General features: G+C 66.0%; 15 protein-coding genes. 7 read left to right on the plus strand and 8 right to left on the minus strand.

Annotation, left to right across the window (positions count from 1 at the left end; all coding sequences use genetic code 11):
• Positions 1–33: 33 nt before the first annotated feature.
• The 3 genes from A7X97_RS18140 to A7X97_RS18150 all read right to left on the minus strand — a co-directional run bounded on the left by A7X97_RS18140 (position 34) and on the right by A7X97_RS18150 (position 7,057).
• Positions 34–978, minus strand: coding sequence for a 5'-nucleotidase (locus A7X97_RS18140; protein WP_005417414.1), 945 nt, complete (start codon positions 976–978; stop codon positions 34–36).
• Between the two features lie 47 nt (positions 979–1,025).
• Positions 1,026–1,799 carry an NAD kinase gene (locus A7X97_RS18145; protein WP_069139728.1) on the minus strand — a complete coding sequence of 258 codons (774 nt, stop codon included), beginning with the start codon at positions 1,797–1,799 and terminating at the stop codon, positions 1,026–1,028.
• 281 nt (positions 1,800–2,080) lie between these two features.
• The gene (locus A7X97_RS18150) at positions 2,081–7,057 is read right to left on the minus strand and encodes an NAD-glutamate dehydrogenase (protein WP_111008257.1); all 4,977 of its coding nucleotides are present in this window, start codon (positions 7,055–7,057) and stop codon (positions 2,081–2,083) included.
• A gap of 250 nt (positions 7,058–7,307) precedes the next feature.
• Between A7X97_RS18150 and A7X97_RS18155 the strand changes: the two genes are divergently transcribed.
• Genes A7X97_RS18155 through A7X97_RS18165 form a run of 3 tightly spaced genes read left to right on the plus strand, consistent with a single transcriptional unit; the run spans position 7,308 to position 12,421 of the window.
• A complete protein-coding gene (locus tag A7X97_RS18155; protein ID WP_072168157.1) occupies positions 7,308–7,964 on the plus strand; it encodes a TetR/AcrR family transcriptional regulator in 657 nt (218 codons plus the stop codon).
• Complete coding sequence (locus A7X97_RS18160; RefSeq protein ID WP_072168158.1) at positions 7,964–9,232, plus strand: efflux RND transporter periplasmic adaptor subunit; 1,269 nt, start codon at positions 7,964–7,966, stop codon at positions 9,230–9,232. The genes A7X97_RS18155 and A7X97_RS18160 overlap by 1 nt, the downstream gene beginning before the upstream one ends.
• 15 nt (positions 9,233–9,247) lie before the next feature.
• Positions 9,248–12,421: a multidrug efflux RND transporter permease subunit gene (locus A7X97_RS18165; RefSeq protein WP_005417430.1), complete on the plus strand. Its 3,174-nt coding sequence runs from the start codon at positions 9,248–9,250 to the stop codon at positions 12,419–12,421.
• Positions 12,422–12,573: 152 nt separating this feature from the next.
• Here the strand turns inward: A7X97_RS18165 and A7X97_RS18170 are convergent, their stop codons facing one another.
• Both A7X97_RS18170 and A7X97_RS18175 read right to left on the minus strand, forming a co-directional pair.
• Positions 12,574–12,837, minus strand: a complete 264-nt coding sequence (locus A7X97_RS18170) for a hypothetical protein (RefSeq protein WP_072168159.1) — start codon at positions 12,835–12,837, stop codon at positions 12,574–12,576.
• Positions 12,838–13,005: 168 nt separating this feature from the next.
• Positions 13,006–14,154, minus strand: a complete 1,149-nt coding sequence (locus A7X97_RS18175) for an acyl-CoA dehydrogenase family protein (protein WP_088496857.1) — start codon at positions 14,152–14,154, stop codon at positions 13,006–13,008.
• A gap of 153 nt (positions 14,155–14,307) precedes the next feature.
• On the opposite strand from A7X97_RS18175, the gene A7X97_RS18180 reads away from it, so the two are divergent.
• The 4 genes from A7X97_RS18180 (at position 14,308) to A7X97_RS18195 (ending at position 20,359) form a co-directional block, all read left to right on the plus strand.
• The gene (locus A7X97_RS18180; RefSeq protein ID WP_072168161.1) at positions 14,308–15,237 is read left to right on the plus strand and encodes an ArsR/SmtB family transcription factor; all 930 of its coding nucleotides are present in this window, start codon (positions 14,308–14,310) and stop codon (positions 15,235–15,237) included.
• Between the two features lie 13 nt (positions 15,238–15,250).
• On the plus strand, positions 15,251–16,342 hold the full coding sequence (locus tag A7X97_RS18185; protein WP_111008258.1) for a homocysteine S-methyltransferase family protein: 1,092 nt from the start codon (positions 15,251–15,253) through the stop codon (positions 16,340–16,342).
• A 57-nt stretch (positions 16,343–16,399) separates the two neighbouring features.
• Positions 16,400–19,084: a methionine synthase gene (metH, locus tag A7X97_RS18190; protein ID WP_088496859.1), complete on the plus strand. Its 2,685-nt coding sequence runs from the start codon at positions 16,400–16,402 to the stop codon at positions 19,082–19,084.
• Positions 19,085–19,171: 87 nt separating this feature from the next.
• On the plus strand, positions 19,172–20,359 hold the full coding sequence (locus tag A7X97_RS18195; RefSeq protein ID WP_088496860.1) for an MFS transporter: 1,188 nt from the start codon (positions 19,172–19,174) through the stop codon (positions 20,357–20,359).
• 48 nt (positions 20,360–20,407) lie between these two features.
• Here A7X97_RS18195 and A7X97_RS18200 read toward each other — a convergent pair whose 3' ends face one another.
• From A7X97_RS18200 to A7X97_RS18210, 3 genes are read right to left on the minus strand one after another with little or no spacing between them, the layout of a single operon-like run.
• The gene (locus A7X97_RS18200) at positions 20,408–21,088 is read right to left on the minus strand and encodes a DUF2058 domain-containing protein (protein ID WP_088496861.1); all 681 of its coding nucleotides are present in this window, start codon (positions 21,086–21,088) and stop codon (positions 20,408–20,410) included.
• Between the two features lie 10 nt (positions 21,089–21,098).
• Positions 21,099–21,341: a SlyX family protein gene (locus tag A7X97_RS18205; protein ID WP_005410256.1), complete on the minus strand. Its 243-nt coding sequence runs from the start codon at positions 21,339–21,341 to the stop codon at positions 21,099–21,101.
• The gene (locus A7X97_RS18210) at positions 21,334–22,683 is read right to left on the minus strand and encodes a UDP-glucose dehydrogenase family protein (RefSeq protein ID WP_072168167.1); all 1,350 of its coding nucleotides are present in this window, start codon (positions 22,681–22,683) and stop codon (positions 21,334–21,336) included. The genes A7X97_RS18205 and A7X97_RS18210 overlap by 8 nt, the downstream gene beginning before the upstream one ends.
• Positions 22,684–22,731: the final 48 nt, after the last annotated feature.

The following is a 22,731-nucleotide window of genomic DNA, read 5'->3' on the forward strand; positions in this document are numbered from 1 at the left end:
AACCAAGATTGGCACCTACCGGTCAAATCCGCCCTATCCCTCGTTGGCGACGCCGTGCGGTACGTGGCCGGCAGCCACATGCTCGCGGGCGCTGTCGATGTTGTGCTGCGAATCATCGAAGAAGATGTCGGCACCGAAGGCCTGCAGGAACGGCCCCTTGTGCCGGCCGCCGAGGAACAGCGCTTCGTCCAGGCGCACGCCCCACTCCCGCAGGGTGCGGATCACCCGCTCGTGCGCCGGGGCCGACCGCGCGGTCACCAATGCGGTACGGATCGGCGCGCTGTCGCCAGCCGGGAACACTTCCTGCAGCGTGTGCAGGGCCGACAGGAAGCCGCGGAAGGGGCCGCCACTGAGTGGCTCGCGGGCGCGTTCGCGTTCGTGGCGGCCAAAGGCTTCCACGCCCTGCTCGCGCGAAATGCGCTCACTCTCGTCACCGAAGATCACTGCGTCACCGTCGAAGGCAATGCGCAGCTGGCCGGCCGGGCGACCGGTATCGATCTGGTCGGCCGCTGCCGCAGCGGTCTCGCCCGGTGGTTTGGGCAGGATGGTCGCCGCCGCGATGCCATGGCGCAGCGCACTGCGCACCGATTCCGGGTTGGCCGACAGGAACAGGTCGGTGCCGAACGGCTTCACATACGGCCAGGTCGGCTCGCCAGCGGTGAACGTCGCACGGATGATGCCCAGGCCGTAATGCTGGATCGAGTTGAAGATGCGCAGGCCGGTATCGGCCGAGTTGCGCGACAGCAGGATCACCTCGACCCGCGGGTTCTCCGGGCTGGCACCCTGGTTCAGTGCCAGCAGCTTGCGCACCACGGGAAAGGCCACGCCGGGGCCGAGGATGTCGTCCTCATGCTGGCGCTGGAACTCGGCATAGGCCGCCACGCCATCGCTCTCGAACAGCGCATGGCTTTCCTCGAGGTCGAACAGCGCGCGCGAGGTGACCGCGACGGTCAGCAAACGGGGGGAGTTGTCGCCCATCGGTGGGGGTCCTTCAAGCGGTCGGCGGGGCCGGCCGCCCATTGTCCTCAAAAAACGAACTGTTCGCTCAGGATCCGGTCTTCCAGGTTGTGCTCCGGGTCGAACAGCAGGGTCACACGACGGTCCCTCGACTCACGGATGGTCACCTCGACCACATCGCGGGTCTCGTGCGAATCAGCGGTGACGCTGACCGGACGCTTGTAGGGATCGAGCACGCGGAAGCGCACTTCGGTGTCGGCCTTGAGGATCGCCCCGCGCCAGCGTCGCGGCCGATACGGAGCCAGCGGCGTCAGCGCGATGGTATGCGACCCCAGCGGCAACACCGGGCCGTGCGCGGAATAATTGTAGGCGGTACTGCCGGCCGGGGTGGCCACCAGCACGCCGTCACCGATCAGCTCGGCCACCCGCTCCTGGCCGTTGAGGTCGATGCCGATATGGGCCGCCTGCCGGGTCTGCCGAAGCAGCGAGACATCGTTGTAGGCCAGCGACCCGGTGCTGGTGCCGGACTCGGTCAGCGCCACCATTTCCAGCGGGCGCAGGTTGGCCGGCTCGGCACGCGCAATGCGGGCCTGCACGTCATCGTCACCGCGGTACTGGTTCATCAGGAAGCCAACGGTGCCCAGCTTCATGCCGAACACCGGCTTGCCCAGGTGCCCGTGCCGGTGCAGGGTCTGCAGCATGAAACCGTCGCCACCCAGCGGGCACAGCACGTCGGCCTGCTCGGGCGCGTGATCGCCATAACGCGAGATCATCGCCGCGCGGGCCATCTGTGCAGGTTCGGTGCTGCTGGCCAGGAAAGCGATGCGGGGGGTGTCGCTCATCGGTGGATCCGGGTGGGTGTGCCAGCAAGAGCATACCCGGTCGTGCCGGCCGCTGGCCGGCTGCTGCACCCGGTTGCGATTCATGAGGTTGCCGGCCAGCGGCCGGCACTACCAGACAATGCAGAACGGCCCCGCTTTCGCGGGGCCGTTCCTCCAACTGCTGCAGATCAGGAGCCCCCCTGAGTCAGGGGGGCGCGCCAACGGCGCGGGGGTCTGGGAGCATGGTTGGCATGGGGCCCACGGTTTGCAGAGCAATCCGTGGGGCGTCAGCGCGAATGCGCTTACGCACCATGCGCGGCCAGCTGGCCCAGGCGCTGCACCGCGACCGAGACGGTCGGGTAGTCCAGGGTCTTCTGCTCGGCCAGTTCGGCCAGCATCGCCAGGGTGAAGCGCAGGCTGTTGTCGTCGCGGCCCATCCAGGCAGCGACCTTGGCCTCGGCACTGCTGCCCTTGGTGCCCAGCACCTGCCCGGCCAGGTTGCGGTGGTTGGCTGCAAGCTCGTCACGCAGCACGCCACGCGCCACCGCGTGCCAACGACCGTTGACCTCCAACGCGTCGACCTGCTCGAACAGCCACGGCAGCTGCAGGGCATCGCCCAGGCGGAAGTGGACCTTGGACACGTCCACCGGCTTCAGCTTGCGGGTGCGGGCCAGCTCGATGATGTCGAACGCCGGCTCCAGGAAGTGCAGTTCGGCCAGCTGCTGTGCCAGTGCAGACGGCAGGCCCTTTTCCTTCCACTCGGCCACCAGGGCTTCGTAGGTCGGACGCTGCGAATCCGGCAGCACGCCCGAAGCGACGCGGATGTCGTTGAACGGTCCCTGGTAGCGGTTGACCGCTTCGGTGATGCCCGGCATCGCGCCCGGGCGCGACAGCAGCCAACGCACGAACGAGCGCTGCAGCTTCCAGATCACTTCCAGGGCGTCGATCTGCACCGACTCCGGCACCTTGCCGTCGAGGGCATCGATCTGTGCCCACAACGCGCGCGCATCCAGCGTTTCGCGGCTGATGGTGTAGGCCTTGGCGACCTCGGCGATGGAACGGCCGGTGTCTTCCTGCATGCGCATCAGGAAGGTGGCGCCCATGCGGTTGATGGTCTGGTTGGTCACGGCCGTGGCGATGATTTCGCGCTTCAGGCGGTGACGCTCCATCGCGTCGGCGTACTTCTTCTGCAGCGGGGTCGGGAAGTAGCGCTGCAGCTCCTTGGACAGGTACGGATCTTCCGGGATGTCCGAATCCAGCAGCTGGTTGAACGCCACCAGCTTGGAATAGGACAGCAGGACCGACAGCTCCGGACGGGTCAGGCCCTGGCCGCGTGCCTTGCGCTGCGAGAGCTCGGCATCGGACGGCAGGAACTCGATCTGGCGGTCGAGCAGGCCCTGCTGTTCCAGGGTGCGGATGAAGTGCTGCTTGGACCCCAGGCGCTTGACTGCCATCCGCTCCATCAGGCTCAGTGCCTGGTTCTGGCGATAGTTGTCGTTGAGCACCAGCTCGGCGACTTCATCGGTCATCGAGGCCAGCAGCTTGTTGCGCTGCTCGACGGTCAGCTTCTTGGCCCGCACCACATCGTTGAGCAGGATCTTGATGTTGACTTCATGGTCGGAGGTGTCGACACCGGCCGAGTTGTCGATGAAGTCGGTGTTGAGCAGCACGCCGGCCTGGGCAGCTTCGATGCGGCCCAGCTGGGTCATGCCCAGGTTGCCGCCCTCGCCCACCAACTTGCAGCGCAGCTCGCCACCGTTCACGCGCAGTGCGTTGTTGGCGCGGTCGCCGACATCACTGTGCTGCTCGCTGGCAGCCTTGACGTAGGTACCGATGCCGCCGTTCCACAGCAGGTCGACCGGTGCCTTCAGGATCGCGCTCATCAGATCGTTCGGCGACAGCGCCTTGACGTTCTCGTCCAGACCCAGCGCCTCACGCACCTGCGGGGTGATCTCGATCGACTTCAGGCTGCGCGGATACACGCCGCCGCCCTTGCTGATCAGCTTGGTGTCGTAGTCCGCCCAGCTCGAACGCGGCAGGGTGAACAGGCGCTCACGCTCGATGAACGACGTGGCCGCATCCGGATTCGGGTCCAGGAAGATGTGGCGGTGGTCGAACGCAGCGACCAGGCGGATATGGCGCGACAGCAGCATGCCATTGCCGAACACGTCGCCGGACATGTCGCCGACGCCGACCGCAGTGAAGTCCTGGCTCTGGCTGTCACGGCCCAGCGCACGGAAGTGGCGCTTGACCGACTCCCACGCACCGCGCGCGGTGATGCCCATGCCCTTGTGGTCGTAGCCGACCGAACCACCGGAGGCGAACGCATCGCCCATCCAGAAGCCGTGCGCGATGGCCAGGCCGTTGGCGATGTCGGAGAAGGTCGCGGTGCCCTTGTCGGCGGCCACCACCAGGTACGGATCGTCCATGTCGTGGCGCACGACATCCACCGGCGGCACGATCTTGTTGTTGACGATGTTGTCGGTGATGTCCAGCAGGCCCTGGATGAACAGCTTGTAGCAGGCCACGCCATTGGCGAAGATCGCGTCGCGATCGCCGTTCACCGGCGGGGTCTTGGCGAAGAAGCCACCCTTCGCGCCGACCGGCACGATGACGGTGTTCTTGACCATCTGTGCCTTGACCAGGCCCAGCACTTCGGTACGGAAGTCTTCGCGACGGTCCGACCAGCGCAGGCCGCCACGCGCAACCGCGCCGAAGCGCAGGTGGGTACCTTCCACGCGCGGGCCGTACACGAAGATCTCGCGGTACGGGCGCGGCTTCGGCAGGTCCGGCACCAGCGCCGAATCGAACTTGAAGCTGATGACATGGCCGTGCTGGCCGTTGGCATCGGTCTGGTAGTAGCTGGTACGCAGGGTCGCGTCGATCACGCCCATGAACGAGCGCAGGATGCGGTCCTCGTCCAGGCTGGACACGCGATCCATCAGCTTCAGCAGCGCATCGCGCGCGGCCTGCATCTGCGCGTCGCGGTCACCCTTGCGGGCATCGACCACGCTCTTGAGCACCTTCAGGGTGGCGTCGTCGCCAGCGGCCAGCACATCGAAGTGGGCCTTCAGCTGGGCCTGGCCGGCCGAGATGTCGTCCTTGCTCTCATGGCCGGTGGCCGGATCGAAGCGGGCCTCGAACAGTTCGACCAGCAGGCGGGCCAGCAGCGGGTAACGCGCGAAGGTGCCTTCCACGTAGGCCTGCGAGAACGGCACGCCGGTCTGCAGCAGGTACTTGCAGTAGCCACGCAGCATGGCGACCTGGCGCCAGTGCAGGCCAGCTGCCAGCACCAGGCGGTTGAAGCCGTCGTTCTCGGCGTCGCCGTGCCAGACGCGGGCGAAGGTCTCGCCGAAGGCTTCATCGACACTGGCGGCATCGATCGCGCCAGCGGTCGACTCGACCTCGAAGTCCTGCACGTACACCGGCGCGTTGTCGACCGACAGGCGGTACGGACGTTCGGCGATCACGCGCAGGCCCATGTTTTCCATCATCGGCAGCGCGTCCGACAGCGGGATGTCATCCAGCTGGCGATACAGCTTCAGGCGCAGGCCATCGCCGCTTTCGCGCGGCACGGCCTGCAGGCTCAGGCGCAGGTCGTCCGGGCCGGTCAGCGCGTCGAGCTGGCTGACATCGTTGGCGGCAACGGCGGTGCTGTTGTCTTCGATGTAGCCGGCCGGCAGCGCCTTGCCGATGCGGGCGGCGATGCGCAGGCCTTCGGTCTCGCCGTGGCGGCTCACCAGCGCTTCGCGCAGGTCGTCCTGCCAGTTACGCAGCACCTGGGCCAGCTTCTGCTCCAGTTCGGCGGTATCAACGTCGAGCATTTCACCCGGCTTCGGGCGCACGATCAGGTGCACCTGCGCCAGCGGCGATTCGCCCAGCACCACCGAGCTGTCGACGAACTCGCCGTGCAGCGCGTCCTTGAGCATTGCTTCGATGCGCAGGCGCACGTCGGTGTTGAAGCGCTCGCGCGGCAGGTAGACCAGCGCGGAGATGAAACGGCTGTACTTGTCGCGGCGCAGGAACAGGCGGCTGCGCACGCGTTCCTGCAGGCCCAGCACGCCCATCGCGGTGCGGAACAGTTCGTCCTCGCTGGACTGGAACAGTTCTTCGCGCGGCAGGGTTTCCAGGATATGGCGCAGGGCCTTGCCACTGTGGCTGGCGGGGGCCAGCCCGGACTGCTTCATCACGTGCTCGTGGCGCTGGCGCACCAGCGGGATTTCCCACGGGCGACGGTTGTAGGCGCTGGAGGTGAACAGCCCGAGGAAACGCTGCTCGCCGATGATCTTGCCCTTGGCGTCGAACTCCAGCACGCCGATGTAGTCCATGTAGCCGGCGCGGTGCACGCGCGAACGGGCATTGGTCTTGGTCAGGATCAGCGCATCCTTCAAACCGGACGTGGTGTTCAGGCCCTGCGCGGCCAGCGTCTTGACCGGACGGGCGGCGGACTTGTCCTTGCCACGCATCAGGCCCAGGCCGGTGTCGTTCAGCGGCGCCAGCACCTCTTCCTTGCCCTGCTTCTCGACGCGGTACTCGCGGTAGCCGAAGAAGGTGAAGTGGTTGTCAGCGGCCCAGCGCAGGAACTCCTGTGCTTCCTTGCGCGACGCGTCGTCGACCGGCAGCTGGCGGCTGCCCAGGTCGTCGGCCAGCGCCAGCGCCTTGTCCTTCATCGGCTGCCAGTCGCGCACGATCGCACGCACTTCATCCAGCGCCTTGTTGATGGCCTGCTCGATGGCAGCCATCGCATCGGCCGGCTGGCGGTCGATTTCCAGCAGCATCACCGACTCGGCATCACCTTCGCCGACCTTGACCAGCTTGCCGGCCTTGTCGCGGGTGAAACGCAGTACCGGGTGGCCCAGCACGTGGACGCCCACGCCCTGCTCGGCCAGCGACATGGTGACGGTATCGACCAGGAACGGCATGTCGTCGTTGACGATCTGCAGCACGGTATGCGGCGATTCCCAACCGTTGGCCTTCGCGGTCGGATTGAACACGCGGACGTTGGCCTTGCCAGCCTTGCGGGCCCGGGCGAATTCCAGCGTCTCAGCCGCGAGAGCGGCCCACTCTTCAGCGCTGTGGTGCGGGAACTCGTCCGACTCCATGCGCTTGTAGAAGTCAGTGGCGAAGGCCACTGCTTCGGCCTGTGCGGCCGCGGGGTAGCGCTTGCGCAAGGCCGTGTACACCGGCTCCAGGGAGAAACCAGCGGTCACTGCGACCTCCGACTCTGCTGGTTTCGTCTTGTTTTTCACGGTCTTGGCTGCGGTTTTTTGCGGTTTCATGGCAGAGCGATGCGCTTGCTCAGTTGGGAAAATGAAATTGTAGCCCTACCGCACGAAAAGGCCTTGCTGCAGGACGGAATAAGCAGATCCGGGTTTGCTGCGGTTTAGACGCCTATTCAGTTCGCTCCGGTATGGAGCGGGCGCCTGCTTGAGCACTGCCGACAGGATCGGCAAAGCGTGTTACCGGAAGACACACGCGGCGACACCGATTCGATTCCACAATCCTGAACTGGACGGTATAGTCCACCGCGTGAACCCGGCCTACCTTCCCGTTGCCCTCGACGCACGCGATGAGCGCGTGTTCGATGCCGTGCGCGAACTGCTGGCCCAGCAGGGCATGCAGATGAGCATGGACGCGGTGGCCCAGCATGCCGGCTGTTCCAAGCAGACCCTCTACTCGCGCTACGGCAGCAAGCAGCAACTGCTGCGCCGGGTAATGCAGCGCCACGTCGGCCACGCTACCGGCGCCATGGTTCGTGCACTCCGTACTGACGACCTGCGTGCCAGCCTGCTCCAGTTCGCCACCGACTTCCTGGAGCACTTCAACCAACCGCACGTGGGCCAGGCCTGCCGGCTGATCGCCGCCGACGCGGCCCAGTTTCCCGAAGAGGCGCGTACCCTGTACCGGCATGGCGCCGGCGCACTGGCGCTTCATCTTGCTGAATGGATTGAAACCGTTTGCATGCAGGGCCAGCTCCGGCATGACGACCCGCACTTCATGGCCGAACTGCTGCTGAGCATGATCGCCGGTCAGGATTTCGACAAACAGCGCTTCCATACCCCCCACCGTGATGACGCGCTCTTGCGTCGGCGCTGGGCAGAGTTCTCCGTCGACAGCTTCCTGCGCGCCTTCGCGCCTCAGCCGTCGCCGGCCCCGTCTACAAACCAACCCCGGAGTTCCTCCTGATGACCGCCCCACTCCGCACCCTTGCCTTGACGTGCGCCGTTGCTGTCGCGCTGGCTGCCTGCAAGAAGCCGGAACAGCAGACGCCCCCGCCGCCGGAGGTGGGCGTGATCGACGCCAAGCCGCAGACCCTGCCGCTGCAGCGCGAGCTGGTCGGCCGCCTGTCGCCGTTCCGCAGCGCCGACGTCCGCGCACGCGTGCCCGGCGTGCTGCTCAAGCGGGTCTACCAGGAAGGCTCGCAGGTCAAGCAGGGCCAGACCCTGTTCCTGATCGACCCGGCGCCGCTGCGTGCCTCGCTCAACGCCTCCGAGGCCCAGCTGGCCTCGGCCCGCGCGACCTACGCCAACGCCAAGGTCGCCGCCGATCGCGCACGCTCGCTGGCCCCGCAGCAGTTCGTCTCCAAGTCCGACCTGGACAACGCCGAATCGGCCGAGCGCACCGCGCTGGCCGCGGTCAAGCAGGCCGAAGCGGCAGTGACCTCCTCGCGGATCAACCTGGGCTATGCCGAAGTGACCGCGCCGATCAGTGGCGTGGCCAACAAGCAGCAGGTCACCGAGGGTGCGCTGGTGGGCCAGGGCGATGTGACCCTGCTGACCACCGTCGACCAGCTCGACCCGCTGTACGTCAACTTCTCGTTGAGCGTGGACGAGCTGACCCAGCTGCGCGCGCAGCAGGCCAAGGGTGCGCTGGCGCTGTCCGGCGACGGCAAGGCCACGGTCAACGTCAAGCTGGCCGACGGCACCACCTATGGTGAGCCGGGCACGCTGGACTTCTCCTCGACCACGGTCGACCCGGCCACCGGCGCCGTGTCGTTGCGCGCGCTGCTGCCGAACCCGCAGCAGATCCTGCTGCCGGGCGCGTTCGTCAGCTTCCAGGCCAACCTGGGCGAGCGCAACAACGCCTTCCTGGTGCCGCAGCAGGCCCTGCTGCGCGATACCACCGGCGGCTACGTGATGGTGGTCGGCGCCGACGGCAAGGTCGTGCGCAAGAACGTGAAGACCGATGGCGCGCAGGGCGGCAACTGGCTGGTCAGCGACGGCCTGGCCGCCGGTGACAAGGTGATCGTGGCCGGCGTGCAGAAGGTCAAGGAAGGTGCACCGGCGGTGGCCAAGCCGTGGACCCCGGGCCAGGACGCCAACGGCAAGCCGGCCGCAGGCGGCGCCGCAGCGGCGGGCGCTGCACCGGCTGCAGGCAAGGCACCGGCCGACGCGGCCAAGCCCGAGCAGGCCGATGCGGCCAAGCCGGCCGCCACCGATTCGAACAAGCAGTAACGGGAACCTTCCGTCATGCCTAAATTTTTCATCGAACATCCAGTCTTCGCCTGGGTGGTTGCGATCCTGATCTCGCTCAGCGGCGTGATCGCGATCCTCAACCTGGGCGTGGAGTCCTATCCCAACATCGCCCCGCCGCAGGTCACCGTCTCGGCGACCTACCCGGGCGCCAGCGCCGATACCACGGAAAAGTCCGTCACCCAGGTGATCGAGCAGCAGCTGACCGGCATCGATCACCTGCTGTACTTCAGCTCCTCGTCCGCCTCCAACGGCCGTGCGCAGATCACCCTGACCTTCGAGACCGGTACCGATCCGGACATCGCCCAGGTGCAGGTGCAGAACAAGGTCTCGCTGGCCACGCCACGCCTGCCTTCGGAAGTGACCCAGCAGGGCGTGGTGGTGGCCAAGGCCAACGCCGGCTTCCTGATGGTGGTGGCGCTGCAGTCCGATACCCCGACCATTAACCGTGACGCCCTGAACGACATCGTCGGCTCGCGCGTGCTCGACCAGGTCTCGCGCATCCCCGGCGTCGGCAGCACCCAGCAGTTCGGTTCCGAGTACGCCATGAACATCTGGCTGAACCCGGAGAAGATGCAGGGCTATGGCCTGTCGGCCAGCCAGGTACTGGCCGCGGTACGTGCGCAGAACGTGCAGTTCGCCGCCGGCGCGCTGGGCTCGGACCCGTCGCCGGAAGGCCAGCACTTCACCGCCACGGTCTCGGCCGAAGGCCGCTTCAGCTCGCCGCAGGAATTCGAGAACATCATCCTGCGCGCCAACGCTGATGGCTCGCGCGTGCTATTGAAGGACATCGCCCGCGTCGCCTTCGGTGCCAACAACTACGGTTTCGACACCCAGTACAACGGCAAGCCGACCGGTGCCTTCGCCATCCAGCTGCTGCCGGGCGCCAACGCCCTGAACGTGGCCGAAGCGGTGCGCGCCAAGATGGACGAGCTGCAGCCCAGCTTCCCGGCCGGGGTCACCTGGTTCTCGCCGTACGACAGCACCACCTTCGTCAAGATCTCGATCCAGGAAGTGGTCAAGACCCTGTTTGAAGCGGTCTTGCTGGTGTTCCTGGTGATGCTGATCTTCCTGCAGAACTTCCGTGCCACCCTGATCCCGACCCTGGTGATCCCGGTCGCCCTGCTCGGTACCTTCCTGGGCATGTGGATGATCGGCTTCACGATCAACCAGCTGACGCTGTTCGCGATGGTGCTGGCGATCGGCATCGTGGTCGACGACGCGATCGTGGTGATCGAGAACGTCGAACGCATCATGACCGAGGAGGGCCTGGCGCCGAAGCCGGCCACGCAGAAGGCGATGACCCAGATCACCGGTGCGGTGGTGGCGATCACCGTCGTGCTGGCCGCGGTGTTCATCCCCTCCGCCCTGCAGGGCGGTGCCGCCGGTGAGATCTACAAGCAGTTCGCGCTGACCATCGCCATCTCGATGGCATTCTCGGCGTTCCTGGCCCTGGGCTTCACCCCGGCGCTGTGCGCGACGTTCCTCAAGCCGACGCACAACGACAACCCGAACATCGTCTACCGCACCTTCAACAAGTACTACGACAAGATCAGCCACACCTACGTGGGGCACATCACCTCGGCGGTGCGCCATGCGCCGCGCTGGATGATCCTGTTCGTGGTGCTGACCGCGCTGTGCGGCTTCCTGTTCACCCGCATGCCGGGCAGCTTCCTGCCGGAAGAAGACCAGGGCTATGCGCTGGCGATCGTGCAGCTGCCGCCGGGCTCGACCAAGGGCCAGACCAACGAAGTGTTCGCGCAGATGCGTGGCATCCTGGAAAAGCAGGATGGCTATGAAGGCATGCTGCAGGTGGCCGGCTTCAGCTTCGTCGGTTCCGGCGAGAACGTGGGCATGGGCTTCATCCGCCTGAAGCCGTGGGAGGAACGCAAGTTCACCGCGCCCGAGTTCATCCAGAACATGAACGGCGCGTTCTACGGCATCAAGGAAGCGCAGATCTTCGTGGTCAACCTGCCCACCGTGCAGGGCCTCGGCCAGTTCGGTGGCTTTGACATGTGGCTGCAGGACCGTAGCGGTGCCGGCTACGAACAGTTGACCCAGGCCCGCAACATCCTGCTCGGCCAGGCCGCGCAGAAGCCGGACCACCTGGTCGGCGTGCGCCCCAACGGCCTGGAAAACGCGCCGCAGCTGCAGCTGCACGTGGACCGCGTGCAGGCGCAGTCGATGGGCATGTCGGTGTCGGACGTGTACAGCACCATCCAGCTGATGCTGGCCCCGGTGTACGTCAACGACTTCTTCTACGAAGGCCGCATCAAGCGCGTGACCATGCAGGCCGATGGTCCGTACCGCACTGGCCAGGAATCGCTGAAGAGCTTCTACAGCCCGTCCAGCCTGACCCAGAACGCCGATGGCACCAACGCGATGATCCCGTTGAACACGGTGGTCAAGTCCGAATGGGTGTCGGCGCCGCCGTCGCTGAGCCGCTACAACGGCTACTCGGCGATCAACATCGTCGGTTCGCAGGCACCGGGCACCAGCTCGGGTGAGGCGATGCAGACCATGGAAGGCATCGTCAACGACGACCTGCCGGCCGGCTTCGGCTACGACTGGTCGGGCATGTCCTACCAGGAAATCCTGGCCGGCAACGCTGCGACCCTGCTGCTGGTGCTGTCCATCGTGGTGGTGTTCCTGTGCCTTGCCGCGCTGTATGAAAGCTGGTCGATCCCGGTGGCGGTGCTGCTGGTGGTGCCGCTGGGCGTGCTGGGTGCCCTCGGCCTGTCGATGCTGCGCGGCCTGCCCAACGATCTGTTCTTCAAGATCGGCCTGATCACCGTGATCGGCCTGGCGGCGAAGAACGCGATCCTGATCGTGGAGTTCGCGGTGGAGCAGCGCGCAGCAGGCAAGAACCTGCGTGATGCCACCATCGAAGCGGCGCGCCTGCGGTTCCGCCCGATCCTGATGACGTCGTTCGCGTTCATCATGGGCGTGATCCCGATGGCGATCTCCACCGGTGCCGGCGCCAACTCCCGCCACGCCATCGGTACCGGCGTGATCGGCGGCATGCTGTTCGCCACCCTGCTCGGCCTGCTGATGATCCCGGTGTTCTTCGTGGTCGTGCGCCGCATGCTGGGCGACAAGCTGGACGAACCGTCCAAGGAGTTCATGGAACGCCAGCGCGATGCGGATGCCGCACATCGTCCGGATCGTTGATCCGGTGCTGCGCTGAAAACGAAAAGGCCCCGGAGCGATCCGGGGCCTTTTTATTGCCACAATTGAATTCATGCCAATCCAGGTTGGCATCTGCCGGAACAACGGCATTGCCGGTAGCCGCCAACCTGGGTTGGCGCTGTTCGGGCAACGCCTCAGCGCAGCAGCGCAACCACCGCGCACACCGCCACCAGAATCAGCGAGGCCCACTGCATGGGTACGAAGAAGAAATGGTGGGGCGCGGCCTCCCCCTTCTGCCGCGGCGCACGGTTGAGCCACAGGCCCAGCACCACGTTCACCGCCGCGCCGAGGCCTGCGCCCAACAGAACCTGTGACAGCGGGATACTGCCCCTGGGGCCGTCATGCGGAAAGAAGTACGCCAGCAGCAGGATCGCTGCAATCGGCGTCACCAGCGTCATGATTCCCCAACCGCGATAGATCACGTCGTCATCCTCGAAGAAACGGACTGCATTAGAGCAGCATGCATCTCCGCAGGCCAACGGCAAAGACGTCATCTGGATGACCATCATCCACGCGTGGCGTGGGCCTACCGCCGCGCCGCCATTGCGGCGGCGCGGCCATGCGACTCAGCGCAGCCCGGTTTCGTTGCGGGCGATCACCAGGCGCTGGATCTCCGAAGTACCTTCGTAGATCTCGGTGATCTTGGCATCACGGAAGTAGCGCTCCAGCGGCATTTCCTTGGAATACCCCATGCCGCCGTGGATCTGCACGGCCTGGTGGGTAATCCACATCGCCGCCTCAGAGGCGGTCAGCTTGGCGATGGCAGCCTCATTGCTGAAGCGCTTGCCCCGGCCCTTCACCCACGCCGCGCGCAGGGTCAGCAGCAGCGCGGCGTCCAGCTTGCACTTCATGTCGGCAATCTTGGCCTGGGTCATCTGGAAGGTACCGATGGCCGCGCCGAATGCCTTGCGCTCCTTGACGTATTGAATCGTCGCTTCATAGGCGGCTCGGGCGATGCCGACGGCCTGCGAAGCGATGCCGATGCGACCGGCATCGAGCACGCTCATGGCGATCTTGAAGCCCTCACCTTCCTGGCCCAGCACGTCTTCGGCCTGCGCCACGTAATCGTTGAACTCGATCTCGCAGGTGGCCGAGGCGCGGATGCCCAGCTTGGGCTCGGTCTTGCCACGACCGAAACCGGCCTTGTCGGTATCGATGATGAAGGCGGTGATGCCGCGCGCGCCCTTGTCCGGCTCGCTCATCGCGAACAGCACGATGTACTTGGCCACCGGACCGGAGGTGATCCAGCTCTTCTTGCCATTGATGACGAAGGTGCCGTCGGCCTGCTTCACCGCGCGGCAGCGCATGGCGGTGGCATCGGAACCGGACTGCGGCTCGGTCAGCGCGAACGCGCCGATGGCCGTGCCTTCGGCGATGGCACGTACGTAGGTCTGCTTCTGCTGCTCGGTACCGTGGGTCAGGATGCCGTTGCAGAACAGCGAATTGTTGACCGACATGATGGTCGAATGGGCTGCGTCGGCGGCGGCGACCTCCACCATCGCCAGCACGTACGCAACCGGGTCCATGCCCGCACCGCCGTATTCGGTCGGCACTTCAATGCCCATCAGGCCGTTCTCGCCCAGCAGGCGGATGTTGTCCAGCGGGAACTCGCCGGTGCGGTCATGGTGCTCCGCACTGGGGGCGATCTTTTCCTGCGCGATGCGCCGCGCAACGTCCTGCAGCATCAACTGCTCTTCGGTAAAGCTGAAATCCACAACACCCTCCCGGGTACATGAAGTTATGGGCCGCATACGGCGCGCCCAGGTGCTGCGATTGTACCGGGGCCCGGCAGTTTCCGTACGCTGGCGACTTGACCGCGCCAGGCCCCTTCAGCGAATATATCTCTATATCGCGATAGGTAGATGTTTATGGATCTGGAAGACTGGTCGACCCGCCTGAAGGTGTTCGCCGATGCCACTCGCGTGCGCCTGCTGGCGCTGCTGGAGCAGGAGGAACTGACCGTGGCCGAACTGTCGGCGATCACCCGGCTGGCGCAGCCGCGCGTGTCCACCCACCTGGCACGCCTGAAGGAAGCCGGGCTGGTCCGCGACCGCCGTGCCGGCGTGTCGGCCTATTACCGCTTCGACGAGGCCCAGCTGGACCCGGCGCAGCGTGCATTGTGGCATGCCTTGAGCAACGGAAGCGATGATCCGCTGCTGCGCCAGGACGCTGAACGCGTGGCCGCCGTGCTGGCCCACCGCGCCGCCGACCAGAACTGGGCCGACAGCGTGGCCGGCGACATGGAACGCCACTACTCGCCGGGCCGTACCTGGGAGGCGCTGGCACGCACCGCGCTGCCGCTGCTTGAGACCGGCGACGTGCTGGATATCGCCTCTGGTGATGGCGTGCTGGCCGAACTGGTTGCCCCGCATTCCAAGCGCTACATCTGCATCGATACCAGCGCGCGCGTGGTCGCCGCCGCCAGCGAGCGCCTGCGGCGGCTGCCCAATGTGGAAGTGCGCGAGGGCGACATGCATGCCCTGCCGTTCGAGGATGCCAGCTTCGACCTGGTCGTGCTGATGCATGCGCTCACCTACGCCAGCAAACCGGCGCAGGCGGTGACCGAAGCTGCACGCGTACTGCGCCCGGGCGGCCGCCTGCTGCTGTGCAGCCTGGCCCGCCACGAGCACAAGGCAGCGGTGGAGGCCTATGGCCACGTCAACCTCGGCTTCAGCGACAAGGAGCTGCGCAGGTTCGTCGACAAGGCCGGCCTGCAGGTGTCCAGCCTGGAGACGGTCACCCGCGAGAAGCGGCCGCCGCACTTCGAAGTGATTTCGCTGATCGCCAACAAGCCCTGAGTCCGAGACCGCCATGCCCGCCCTGCCCTGGTTGCATCCCGATCGTGCCAACGCCCTGCTCGACGACCTGCGCGAGCGGATCCTGATCATCGATGGTGCGATGGGCACGATGATCCAGCGCCACGGCCTGCAGGAAGACGATTACCGTGGCGAGCGCTTCGCCGGTGGCTATGACCATCTGCATGGCTCCGGCTGCGATCACGCCACAGCGGGAGGCCATGACCTGAAGGGCAACAACGATCTGCTGCTGCTGACCCGGCCGCAGATCGTCGCCGACATCCACACCGCCTACCTCGAGGCCGGTGCGGACCTGATCGAAACCAACACCTTCAATGCAACCTCGGTCAGCCAGGCCGACTACCACCTCGAGCACCTGGTGTACGAGTTGAACAAGGCCGGCGCTGCGGTCGCGCGCACGTGCTGTGATGCAGTGGCCGCAACCACACCGGGCAAGCCGCGCTTCGTGATCGGGGTGATCGGCCCGACCAGCCGCACCGCGTCGATCAGCCCCGACGTCAACGATCCCGGCTTCCGCAATACCAGCTTCGACGAGCTGCGCGACACCTACCGCGAAGCCATCGAGGGCCTGATCGACGGCGGCGCCGATACCCTGATGGTCGAGACCATCTTCGACACGCTCAACGCCAAGGCCGCGCTGTATGCGCTGGAGGAAGCGTTCGATGCGCGCGGCGCGCGGCTGCCGGTGATGATCTCCGGCACCATCACCGACGCTTCCGGTCGCACCCTGTCCGGGCAGACCGCCGAGGCCTTCCACGCATCGCTCGCCCACGCCCGTCCGTTGTCGATCGGCTTGAACTGCGCGCTGGGTGCCGATGCGATGCGCCCGCATGTGGAAACCCTCTCGCAGGTCGCCGACTGCTATGTCAGCGCCCACCCCAACGCCGGCCTGCCCAACGCGTTCGGCGACTACGACGAAACTCCTGAAGAGATGGCCACCACGCTGCGCGGCTTCGCCGAGGATGGCCTGTTGAACCTGGTCGGCGGCTGCTGTGGCTCCACCCCCGAGCATATTCGTGCGATTGCCAATGCCGTAGCCGGACTGCCGCCGCGCGCACTGCCCGGCACCCGGGAGCAGGCCGCATGAACGTTGCCGCCACCGTCCCGCACTTCCCGCCCTACTGCTGTTGAGCCGACGCCTGCCATGACGCCTGTCCGCCCTACCCGCCTGTCCGGCCTGGAACCTCTGGTCATCACCCCGGACCTGCTGTTCATCAATGTCGGCGAACGCACCAACGTCACCGGCAGCGCGCAGTTCCGCAAGCTGATCAAGGAAGGCCGCTACGAGGAGGCGGTGGACGTGGCCCGCCAGCAGGTGGCCAGCGGCGCCCAGATCCTCGACGTCAACATGGACGAGGGCCTGATCGATTCGGAAGCGGCGATGACGCGCTACCTCAACCTGATCATGTCCGAGCCGGACATCGCGCGCATCCCGGTGATGGTCGACTCCTCCAAGTGGAGCGTGATCGAGGCCGGCCTGAAATGCCTGCAGGGCAAGAGCGTGGTCAACTCGATCTCGCTGAAGGAAGGCGAAGCGCTGTTCCGCGAGCACGCGCGCAAGGTGCTGCGCTATGGCGCCGCGGCAGTAGTGATGGCGTTCGACGAGGCCGGGCAGGCAGACACCTGTGCGCGCAAGGTCGAGATCTGCACACGCGCCTACCGCATCCTGGTCGACGAGATCGGCTTCCCGCCGCAGGACATCATCTTCGACCCGAACATCTTCGCCGTCGCTACGGGCATCGAAGAGCACGACAACTACGCGGTGGACTTCATCGAAGCCACCCGGATCATCAAGCAGACCCTGCCGCACTGCCATGTCTCCGGCGGCGTCTCCAACGTCTCGTTTTCGTTCCGCGGCAACGAAACCGTGCGCCAGGCCATCCATTCGGTGTTCCTGTACCACGCGATCGCCGCCGGCATGGACATGGGCATCGTCAACGCCGGCGCGATGCCGATCTACGACGAACTGGAGCCGGACCTGCGCGAGCGTGTCGAGGACGTGATCCTCAACCGCCGAAGCGATGCCACCGAGCGCCTGCTGGAGATCGCCGAGCGCTACAAGGGCAGGAAGGGCGCGGCGAAGACCGAAGACCTGGCCTGGCGCGAAAAGCCGGTGGCACAGCGATTGGCGCATGCCCTGGTACACGGCCTGGATGCCTTCGTCGAGGAAGACACCGAACTGGCCCGGCAGGCCTCCAGCCGCCCGCTGGACGTGATCGAAGGACCGCTTATGGACGGCATGAACATCGTCGGCGACCTGTTCGGCGCCGGCAAGATGTTCCTGCCACAGGTGGTGAAATCCGCGCGCGTGATGAAGAAGGCCGTGGCCTACCTGCTGCCTTACATCGAAGCGGAAAAAGCGCGCAGCGGTGACACCGCCAAGAGCAACGGCAAGATCATCATGGCCACGGTGAAGGGCGATGTGCATGACATCGGCAAGAACATCGTCGGCGTCGTACTGGCCTGCAACAACTTCGACGTGGTCGACCTCGGCGTGATGGTGCCGGCGCAGATGATCCTCGATGCCGCCCGCGAGCACAACGCCGACCTGATCGGCCTGTCCGGGCTGATCACCCCGTCCCTGGAGGAGATGAGCCACGTCGCCCGCGAGATGGAGCGCCAGGGCTTCGACCTGCCGCTGCTGATCGGGGGCGCGACCACTTCGCGTGCGCATACCGCGCTGAAGATCGACCCGCACTACAAGGCGCCGACGGTGTGGGTGAAGGATGCATCGCGCGCAGTTGGCGTGGCGCAGTCGCTGATCTCGCGTGATCTGCGCGAGGCCTTCGTTGCCGCCAACGAAGCCGACTATGCCGAAATCCGCGCGCGCCACCGCAACCGGGGCGACGCCAAGCGCCTGGTCACACTGGAACATGCGCGCGCGCAGAAATTCCAGGGCGGCTGGGACAGTTACACGCCACCGGCACCGAATCAGCCCGGCCTGCACGTGTTCGACGACTATCCGCTGGCCGAACTGGTCGACTACATCGATTGGACGCCGTTCTTCCAGGCCTGGGAGCTGGCCGGCAAGTTCCCGGCGATCCTCACCGATGAGATCGTCGGTACCCAGGCCAGCGAGCTGTACAAGGATGCCCGTGCGATGCTCGAGCGCATCGTCGGCGAGAAGTGGCTGACGGCCAAGGCCGTGTTCGGCCTGTGGCCGGCCAACAGCATCGGCGACGATGTCCGCGTGCAGCACGCACAGGGCGAAACTACCCTGCACTTCCTGCGCCAGCAGGTGGACAAGCCAGCCGAACGTCCGGATTTCTGCCTGGCTGATTTCATTGCCCCGGCCGACAGCGGAAAGCAGGACTGGATCGGCGCGTTCGCGGTCACCGCCGGCATCGGCATCGACGCCCACGTCGCGCGCTTCGAGGCCGAGCACGACGATTACAACGCGATCCTGCTGAAAGCACTGGCCGACCGCTTCGCCGAGGCGCTGGCCGAGCGCCTGCACCAGCGCGTGCGTACCGAATTCTGGGGCTACGACCGCGCCGAGACGCTGGACAACGAGGCCCTGATCGACGAGCAGTACCGCGGCATCCGTCCGGCCCCGGGCTACCCGGCCTGCCCCGAGCACAGCGAGAAGCGCCGCCTGTTCGACCTGCTGCAGGCTGAGAAGAACGCGGGCATGGAATTGACCGAGAGCTTCGCGATGCTGCCCACGGCCGCTGTCTCGGGCTACTACTTCAGCCATCCGCAGAGCCAGTACTTCGTGGTCGGGCGGCTCAGCCGCGAACAGGTCACCGACTATGCCCGGCGCAAGGGCGTGGACCGCGCCCAGGCCGAACGCTGGCTGGCCTCCAACCTCGACTACGACCCCGAATGACACAAAAAGGGGACGGAGGGGATTAAGTCGTTTGTGCATTAGCGACTTGATCCCCTCCGTCCCCTTTTTTTGCTTCATCATTCGGCGATGACCGTTCCCGTTGCCCGCCTCTCAAGTTTCTACCTGTTCTACTACGCGGCGCTCGGCGCGTTCACGCCGTACTGGAGCCTGTTCCTGACCGCGCGCGGGATGAGCGTGACCGCGATCAGCGTGATGATGGGCCTGTGGTACGCCACCCGCGTGATCGCACCCAGTACCTGGACCTCGCTGGCGGCCGCATCACCGCGACCGATCCGCCTGCTGCGCGTCGGCTGCGTGCTGACCCTGCTCAGCTTCGCTGCCTTTCTGCTGCCACTGCCGCAGCCGTGGATGTACCCGGCGATGATCGTGTTCTGCTTCTTCTACAACGCGGTGATGCCGCAGTTCGAGTCGATCACCCTCACCCACCTGGGCAACGACAGCCATCGCTACGGGTTGATCCGGGTCTGGGGCTCGCTCGGTTTCATCGCCGTGGTCACCCTGTTCGGCTGGCTGATCGAGGGCGATGGCGCCGGCAACCACGCCGGATTGTTGCCGTGGATGATGCTGCCCCTGTTCGTGCTGCTGGTTGCCTCGGCCTTCAGCAATCACTACGCGCGCGACATCGGCAGGACGGCGGGTGACACCAGCGGCTTCTGGCAGATCGTGCGCCGACCGCCAGTGCTGGCGTTCTTCCTGGCCGCCTTCATGGAACAGCTGTCGTTCGGCCCGTACTACACGTTCTTTTCGGTCTACATGGACCACCACGGTTACCGCACCACCACCCTCGGCCTGCTGTGGACCATCGGCGTGGTCTTCGAAGTGGGCGTGTTCTTCACCATCGGCCGCTTCTTCCGCCGCTACGACGCCAGCTGGATGCTGCTGATCGCGCTGGTCAGTTCCTGCCTGCGCTGGGCCGTGACCGCACTGTTCCCGGAGAACCTGCCGGTGATGCTGCTGGCGCAGACCGCGCACGCGCTGGGCTTTGCCGCGTTCTTCGCTGCAGCGATGCAGATGCTGGCGACCTACTTCCCCGGTCGTCTAAACGGCCACGGCCAAGGACTGCTGTACGGCTTTTCGTCCGGTGTCGGCGGTGTGCTGGGCGCGCTCATTGCCGGCCAACTGTGGAAGATCGACGACGGCCGCACCGCGTTCCTGGCCGGCAGCGGCTTCGCCCTGATTGGCGCCCTGCTCTGCTTTTTCGCGCTGAGCCTGCCGCTGATCCGTGCGCGGCGCAGCACTGCGTGCACCCAGTAACGAAAACGCCGGGCAATGCCCGGCGTTTTCATCATGCGGCAGATGCAGTTACCAGACCAGGTCGTCCGGCACCTGGTACTGCGGATCCGCGTACGGATCTTCCTCGGCCGGCGCATTCGGATCGACCTTCAGCGCCACCGACGGGGCGAACACCGCCTCGGACTGTGCCAGCACTTCAGCGGTCACCAGCAGGTAGCGCCCGTTGAGCTGGACCACTCCAAGCTCGCCGGCATTGAGCGCGGTCAGCTGTTCGGCGGTCACATAGATGCGCTTGATCTTGCCGCCATACGGGAAGTGGCGGGCGATGTCGGCCGCTTCCGAGTTCAGGCTCTTGTCCTTCAGCAGTTCTTCCAGCTTGGCCTTGGCCTCGCGGCGTACGCGCGCCTCTTCCTGTTTCAGACGCTCGGCCTCGATGCGCTCTTCCTTTTCCTTCTGCGCTCGGATGGCATAGGCCTTGGCCAGATCCATCTCTTCGGCGCTGCGCGGCGTGCGCGGGCCCTGCTGGCCCGGGCCACGCGACTGGCCGGGCTTGCCCGGGCGACCGTGGCCATGCCCACGACGCTCGCCGGGCTTGTGCTCGCCCTTGCCAGCGCCCTGCGGCTTTCCATTGCCGTTGCCACCCTTGCCCTGCGGGCGACCGTCACGGCGGGGGCCATCATTCTTGCGCTCGGGCTTGGGCGCGGGCTTGAAGCCCAGGCCCATCAGCTGGTCGCGGAGGGTATCGCTCATAGGATTCGGATCAGTAGTGCGGCGGCGGCGGTTCGCTCGCCGGATCGGAAGAATTCAGCGCGTTGCGGACCTTGCCCAGGTCTTCCAGCAGCACGCGCAGCACGTCGGCGTTGCGCATGCCCTGCATGCGGGCATCGGCCAGCGCATCGCTCAGTTCGGCCAGCGCCTGTTCCTGGAAGGACACGCGCATTTCCAGTTCGACCAGGCGCGCTTCCAGCGCCTGCTCGCGTTCGGTTGGCAGCAGATCAGACATGCAGCGAGCGCCCCCGGCCAATGCCGTAGTACGCCAGGCCCGCCGCTTCCATATCCGCCGGCTCGTACAGGTTGCGGCCGTCGAACACCACCGCGTCCTTCAACTGCTCGCGCAGCGTCTGGAAATCAGGGCTGCGGAACTGCTTCCACTCGGTCACCACGACCAGTGCATCGGCCCCCTGCAGCGCCTCGTCGGCACTGCTGCAGAACACCAGATCATCGCGCTCGCCGAAGATGCGCTGCGACTCGTGCATCGCTTCCGGATCGTAGGCACGCACCGTCGCGCCGCCTTCCCACAGCTGCGCCAGCAGGCGACGGCTGGAAGCTTCGCGCATGTCATCGGTGTTCGGCTTGAACGCCAGGCCCCACACGGCAAAGGTCTTGCCACGCACACCTTCGTCTTCACCCTTGTCGTAATGACGCTGGATGAGGGCGAACAGATGGCCCTTCTGCGCATCGTTGACCGCTTCCACGGCGTTCAGCAGCTTCGGCTCCAGGCCGGCCTGCTGCGCGGTGCGGGCCAGCGCCTGCACATCCTTGGGGAAGCACGAGCCGCCGTAACCGGCGCCCGGGTAGATGAAATGCCAGCCGATGCGCGGATCCGAGCCGATGCCCTGGCGGACCTGCTCGACATCGGCGCCGACACGTTCGGCGATGTTGGCGATTTCGTTCATGAACGAGATCTTGGTCGCCAGCATCGCGTTGGCGGCGTACTTGGTCAGCTCCGCCGAACGTACGTCCATTTCCACCACGCGGTCGTGGTTGCGGTTGAACGGCGCGTACAGGCGCCGCATTACCGCCACCGACTCGGCGCTGGTCGCGCCGATGATGATGCGATCCGGGCGCATGCAGTCGGCGACAGCATCGCCTTCCTTCAGGAATTCCGGGTTGGACACCACATCGAAGGCGATGTCCGCGCCACGTGCCGCCAACTCTGCGGCAATGGCGGCACGCACCTTGTCGGCGGTGCCCACCGGCACCGTCGACTTGTTGACCACCACGGTCGGCACGCTCATGTGCCGGCCGATGGTGCGGGCCACAGCCAGCACGTACTGCAGATCGGCACTGCCATCCTCGTCCGGCGGCGTGCCAACGGCGATGAACACGACCTGGCCGTGGCCGATCGCGGCCGCGGCATCGGTGGTGAACGCCAGCCGCGACGCGGCGTGGTTGGCCTTCACCATCGGCTCCAGGCCCGGCTCATAGATCGGGATGATGCCCTGGTTGAGGCCATCGACCTTGGCCTGGTCGATATCGACGCAGACCACCTGGTGGCCGACGTCGGCCAGGCAGGTACCGGTCACCAGCCCTACATAACCGGTACCGAAAATCGCAACGCGCATGTCCGTGCAGGCTCCGTGGTCGCTTACGGCAGGACGCCCAGCAGCGCG

Origin of the sequence: Stenotrophomonas sepilia (assembly GCF_003244875.1) — a bacterium.
GTDB classification, from domain to species: domain Bacteria; phylum Pseudomonadota; class Gammaproteobacteria; order Xanthomonadales; family Xanthomonadaceae; genus Stenotrophomonas; species Stenotrophomonas sepilia.

What these genes read in the sequence shown, in the direction of transcription:
- A7X97_RS18140 (WP_005417414.1), bottom strand. Translation starts at nt 978, where the DNA reads ATGGGCGACAACTCCCCCCGTTTGCTGACCGTCGCGGTCACCTCGCGC.
- A7X97_RS18200 (WP_088496861.1), bottom strand. Translation starts at nt 21,088, where the DNA reads ATGAGCGATACCCTCCGCGACCAGCTGATGGGCCTGGGCTTCAAGCCC.
- A7X97_RS18145 (WP_069139728.1), bottom strand. Translation starts at nt 1,799, where the DNA reads ATGAGCGACACCCCCCGCATCGCTTTCCTGGCCAGCAGCACCGAACCT.
- A7X97_RS18195 (WP_088496860.1), top strand. Translation starts at nt 19,172, where the DNA reads ATGACCGTTCCCGTTGCCCGCCTCTCAAGTTTCTACCTGTTCTACTAC.
- A7X97_RS18185 (WP_111008258.1), top strand. Translation starts at nt 15,251, where the DNA reads ATGCCCGCCCTGCCCTGGTTGCATCCCGATCGTGCCAACGCCCTGCTC.
- metH (WP_088496859.1), top strand. Translation starts at nt 16,400, where the DNA reads ATGACGCCTGTCCGCCCTACCCGCCTGTCCGGCCTGGAACCTCTGGTC.
- A7X97_RS18180 (WP_072168161.1), top strand. Translation starts at nt 14,308, where the DNA reads ATGGATCTGGAAGACTGGTCGACCCGCCTGAAGGTGTTCGCCGATGCC.
- A7X97_RS18160 (WP_072168158.1), top strand. Translation starts at nt 7,964, where the DNA reads ATGACCGCCCCACTCCGCACCCTTGCCTTGACGTGCGCCGTTGCTGTC.
- A7X97_RS18170 (WP_072168159.1), bottom strand. Translation starts at nt 12,837, where the DNA reads ATGACGCTGGTGACGCCGATTGCAGCGATCCTGCTGCTGGCGTACTTC.
- A7X97_RS18165 (WP_005417430.1), top strand. Translation starts at nt 9,248, where the DNA reads ATGCCTAAATTTTTCATCGAACATCCAGTCTTCGCCTGGGTGGTTGCG.
- A7X97_RS18150 (WP_111008257.1), bottom strand. Translation starts at nt 7,057, where the DNA reads ATGAAACCGCAAAAAACCGCAGCCAAGACCGTGAAAAACAAGACGAAA.
- A7X97_RS18210 (WP_072168167.1), bottom strand. Translation starts at nt 22,683, where the DNA reads ATGCGCGTTGCGATTTTCGGTACCGGTTATGTAGGGCTGGTGACCGGT.
- A7X97_RS18205 (WP_005410256.1), bottom strand. Translation starts at nt 21,341, where the DNA reads ATGTCTGATCTGCTGCCAACCGAACGCGAGCAGGCGCTGGAAGCGCGC.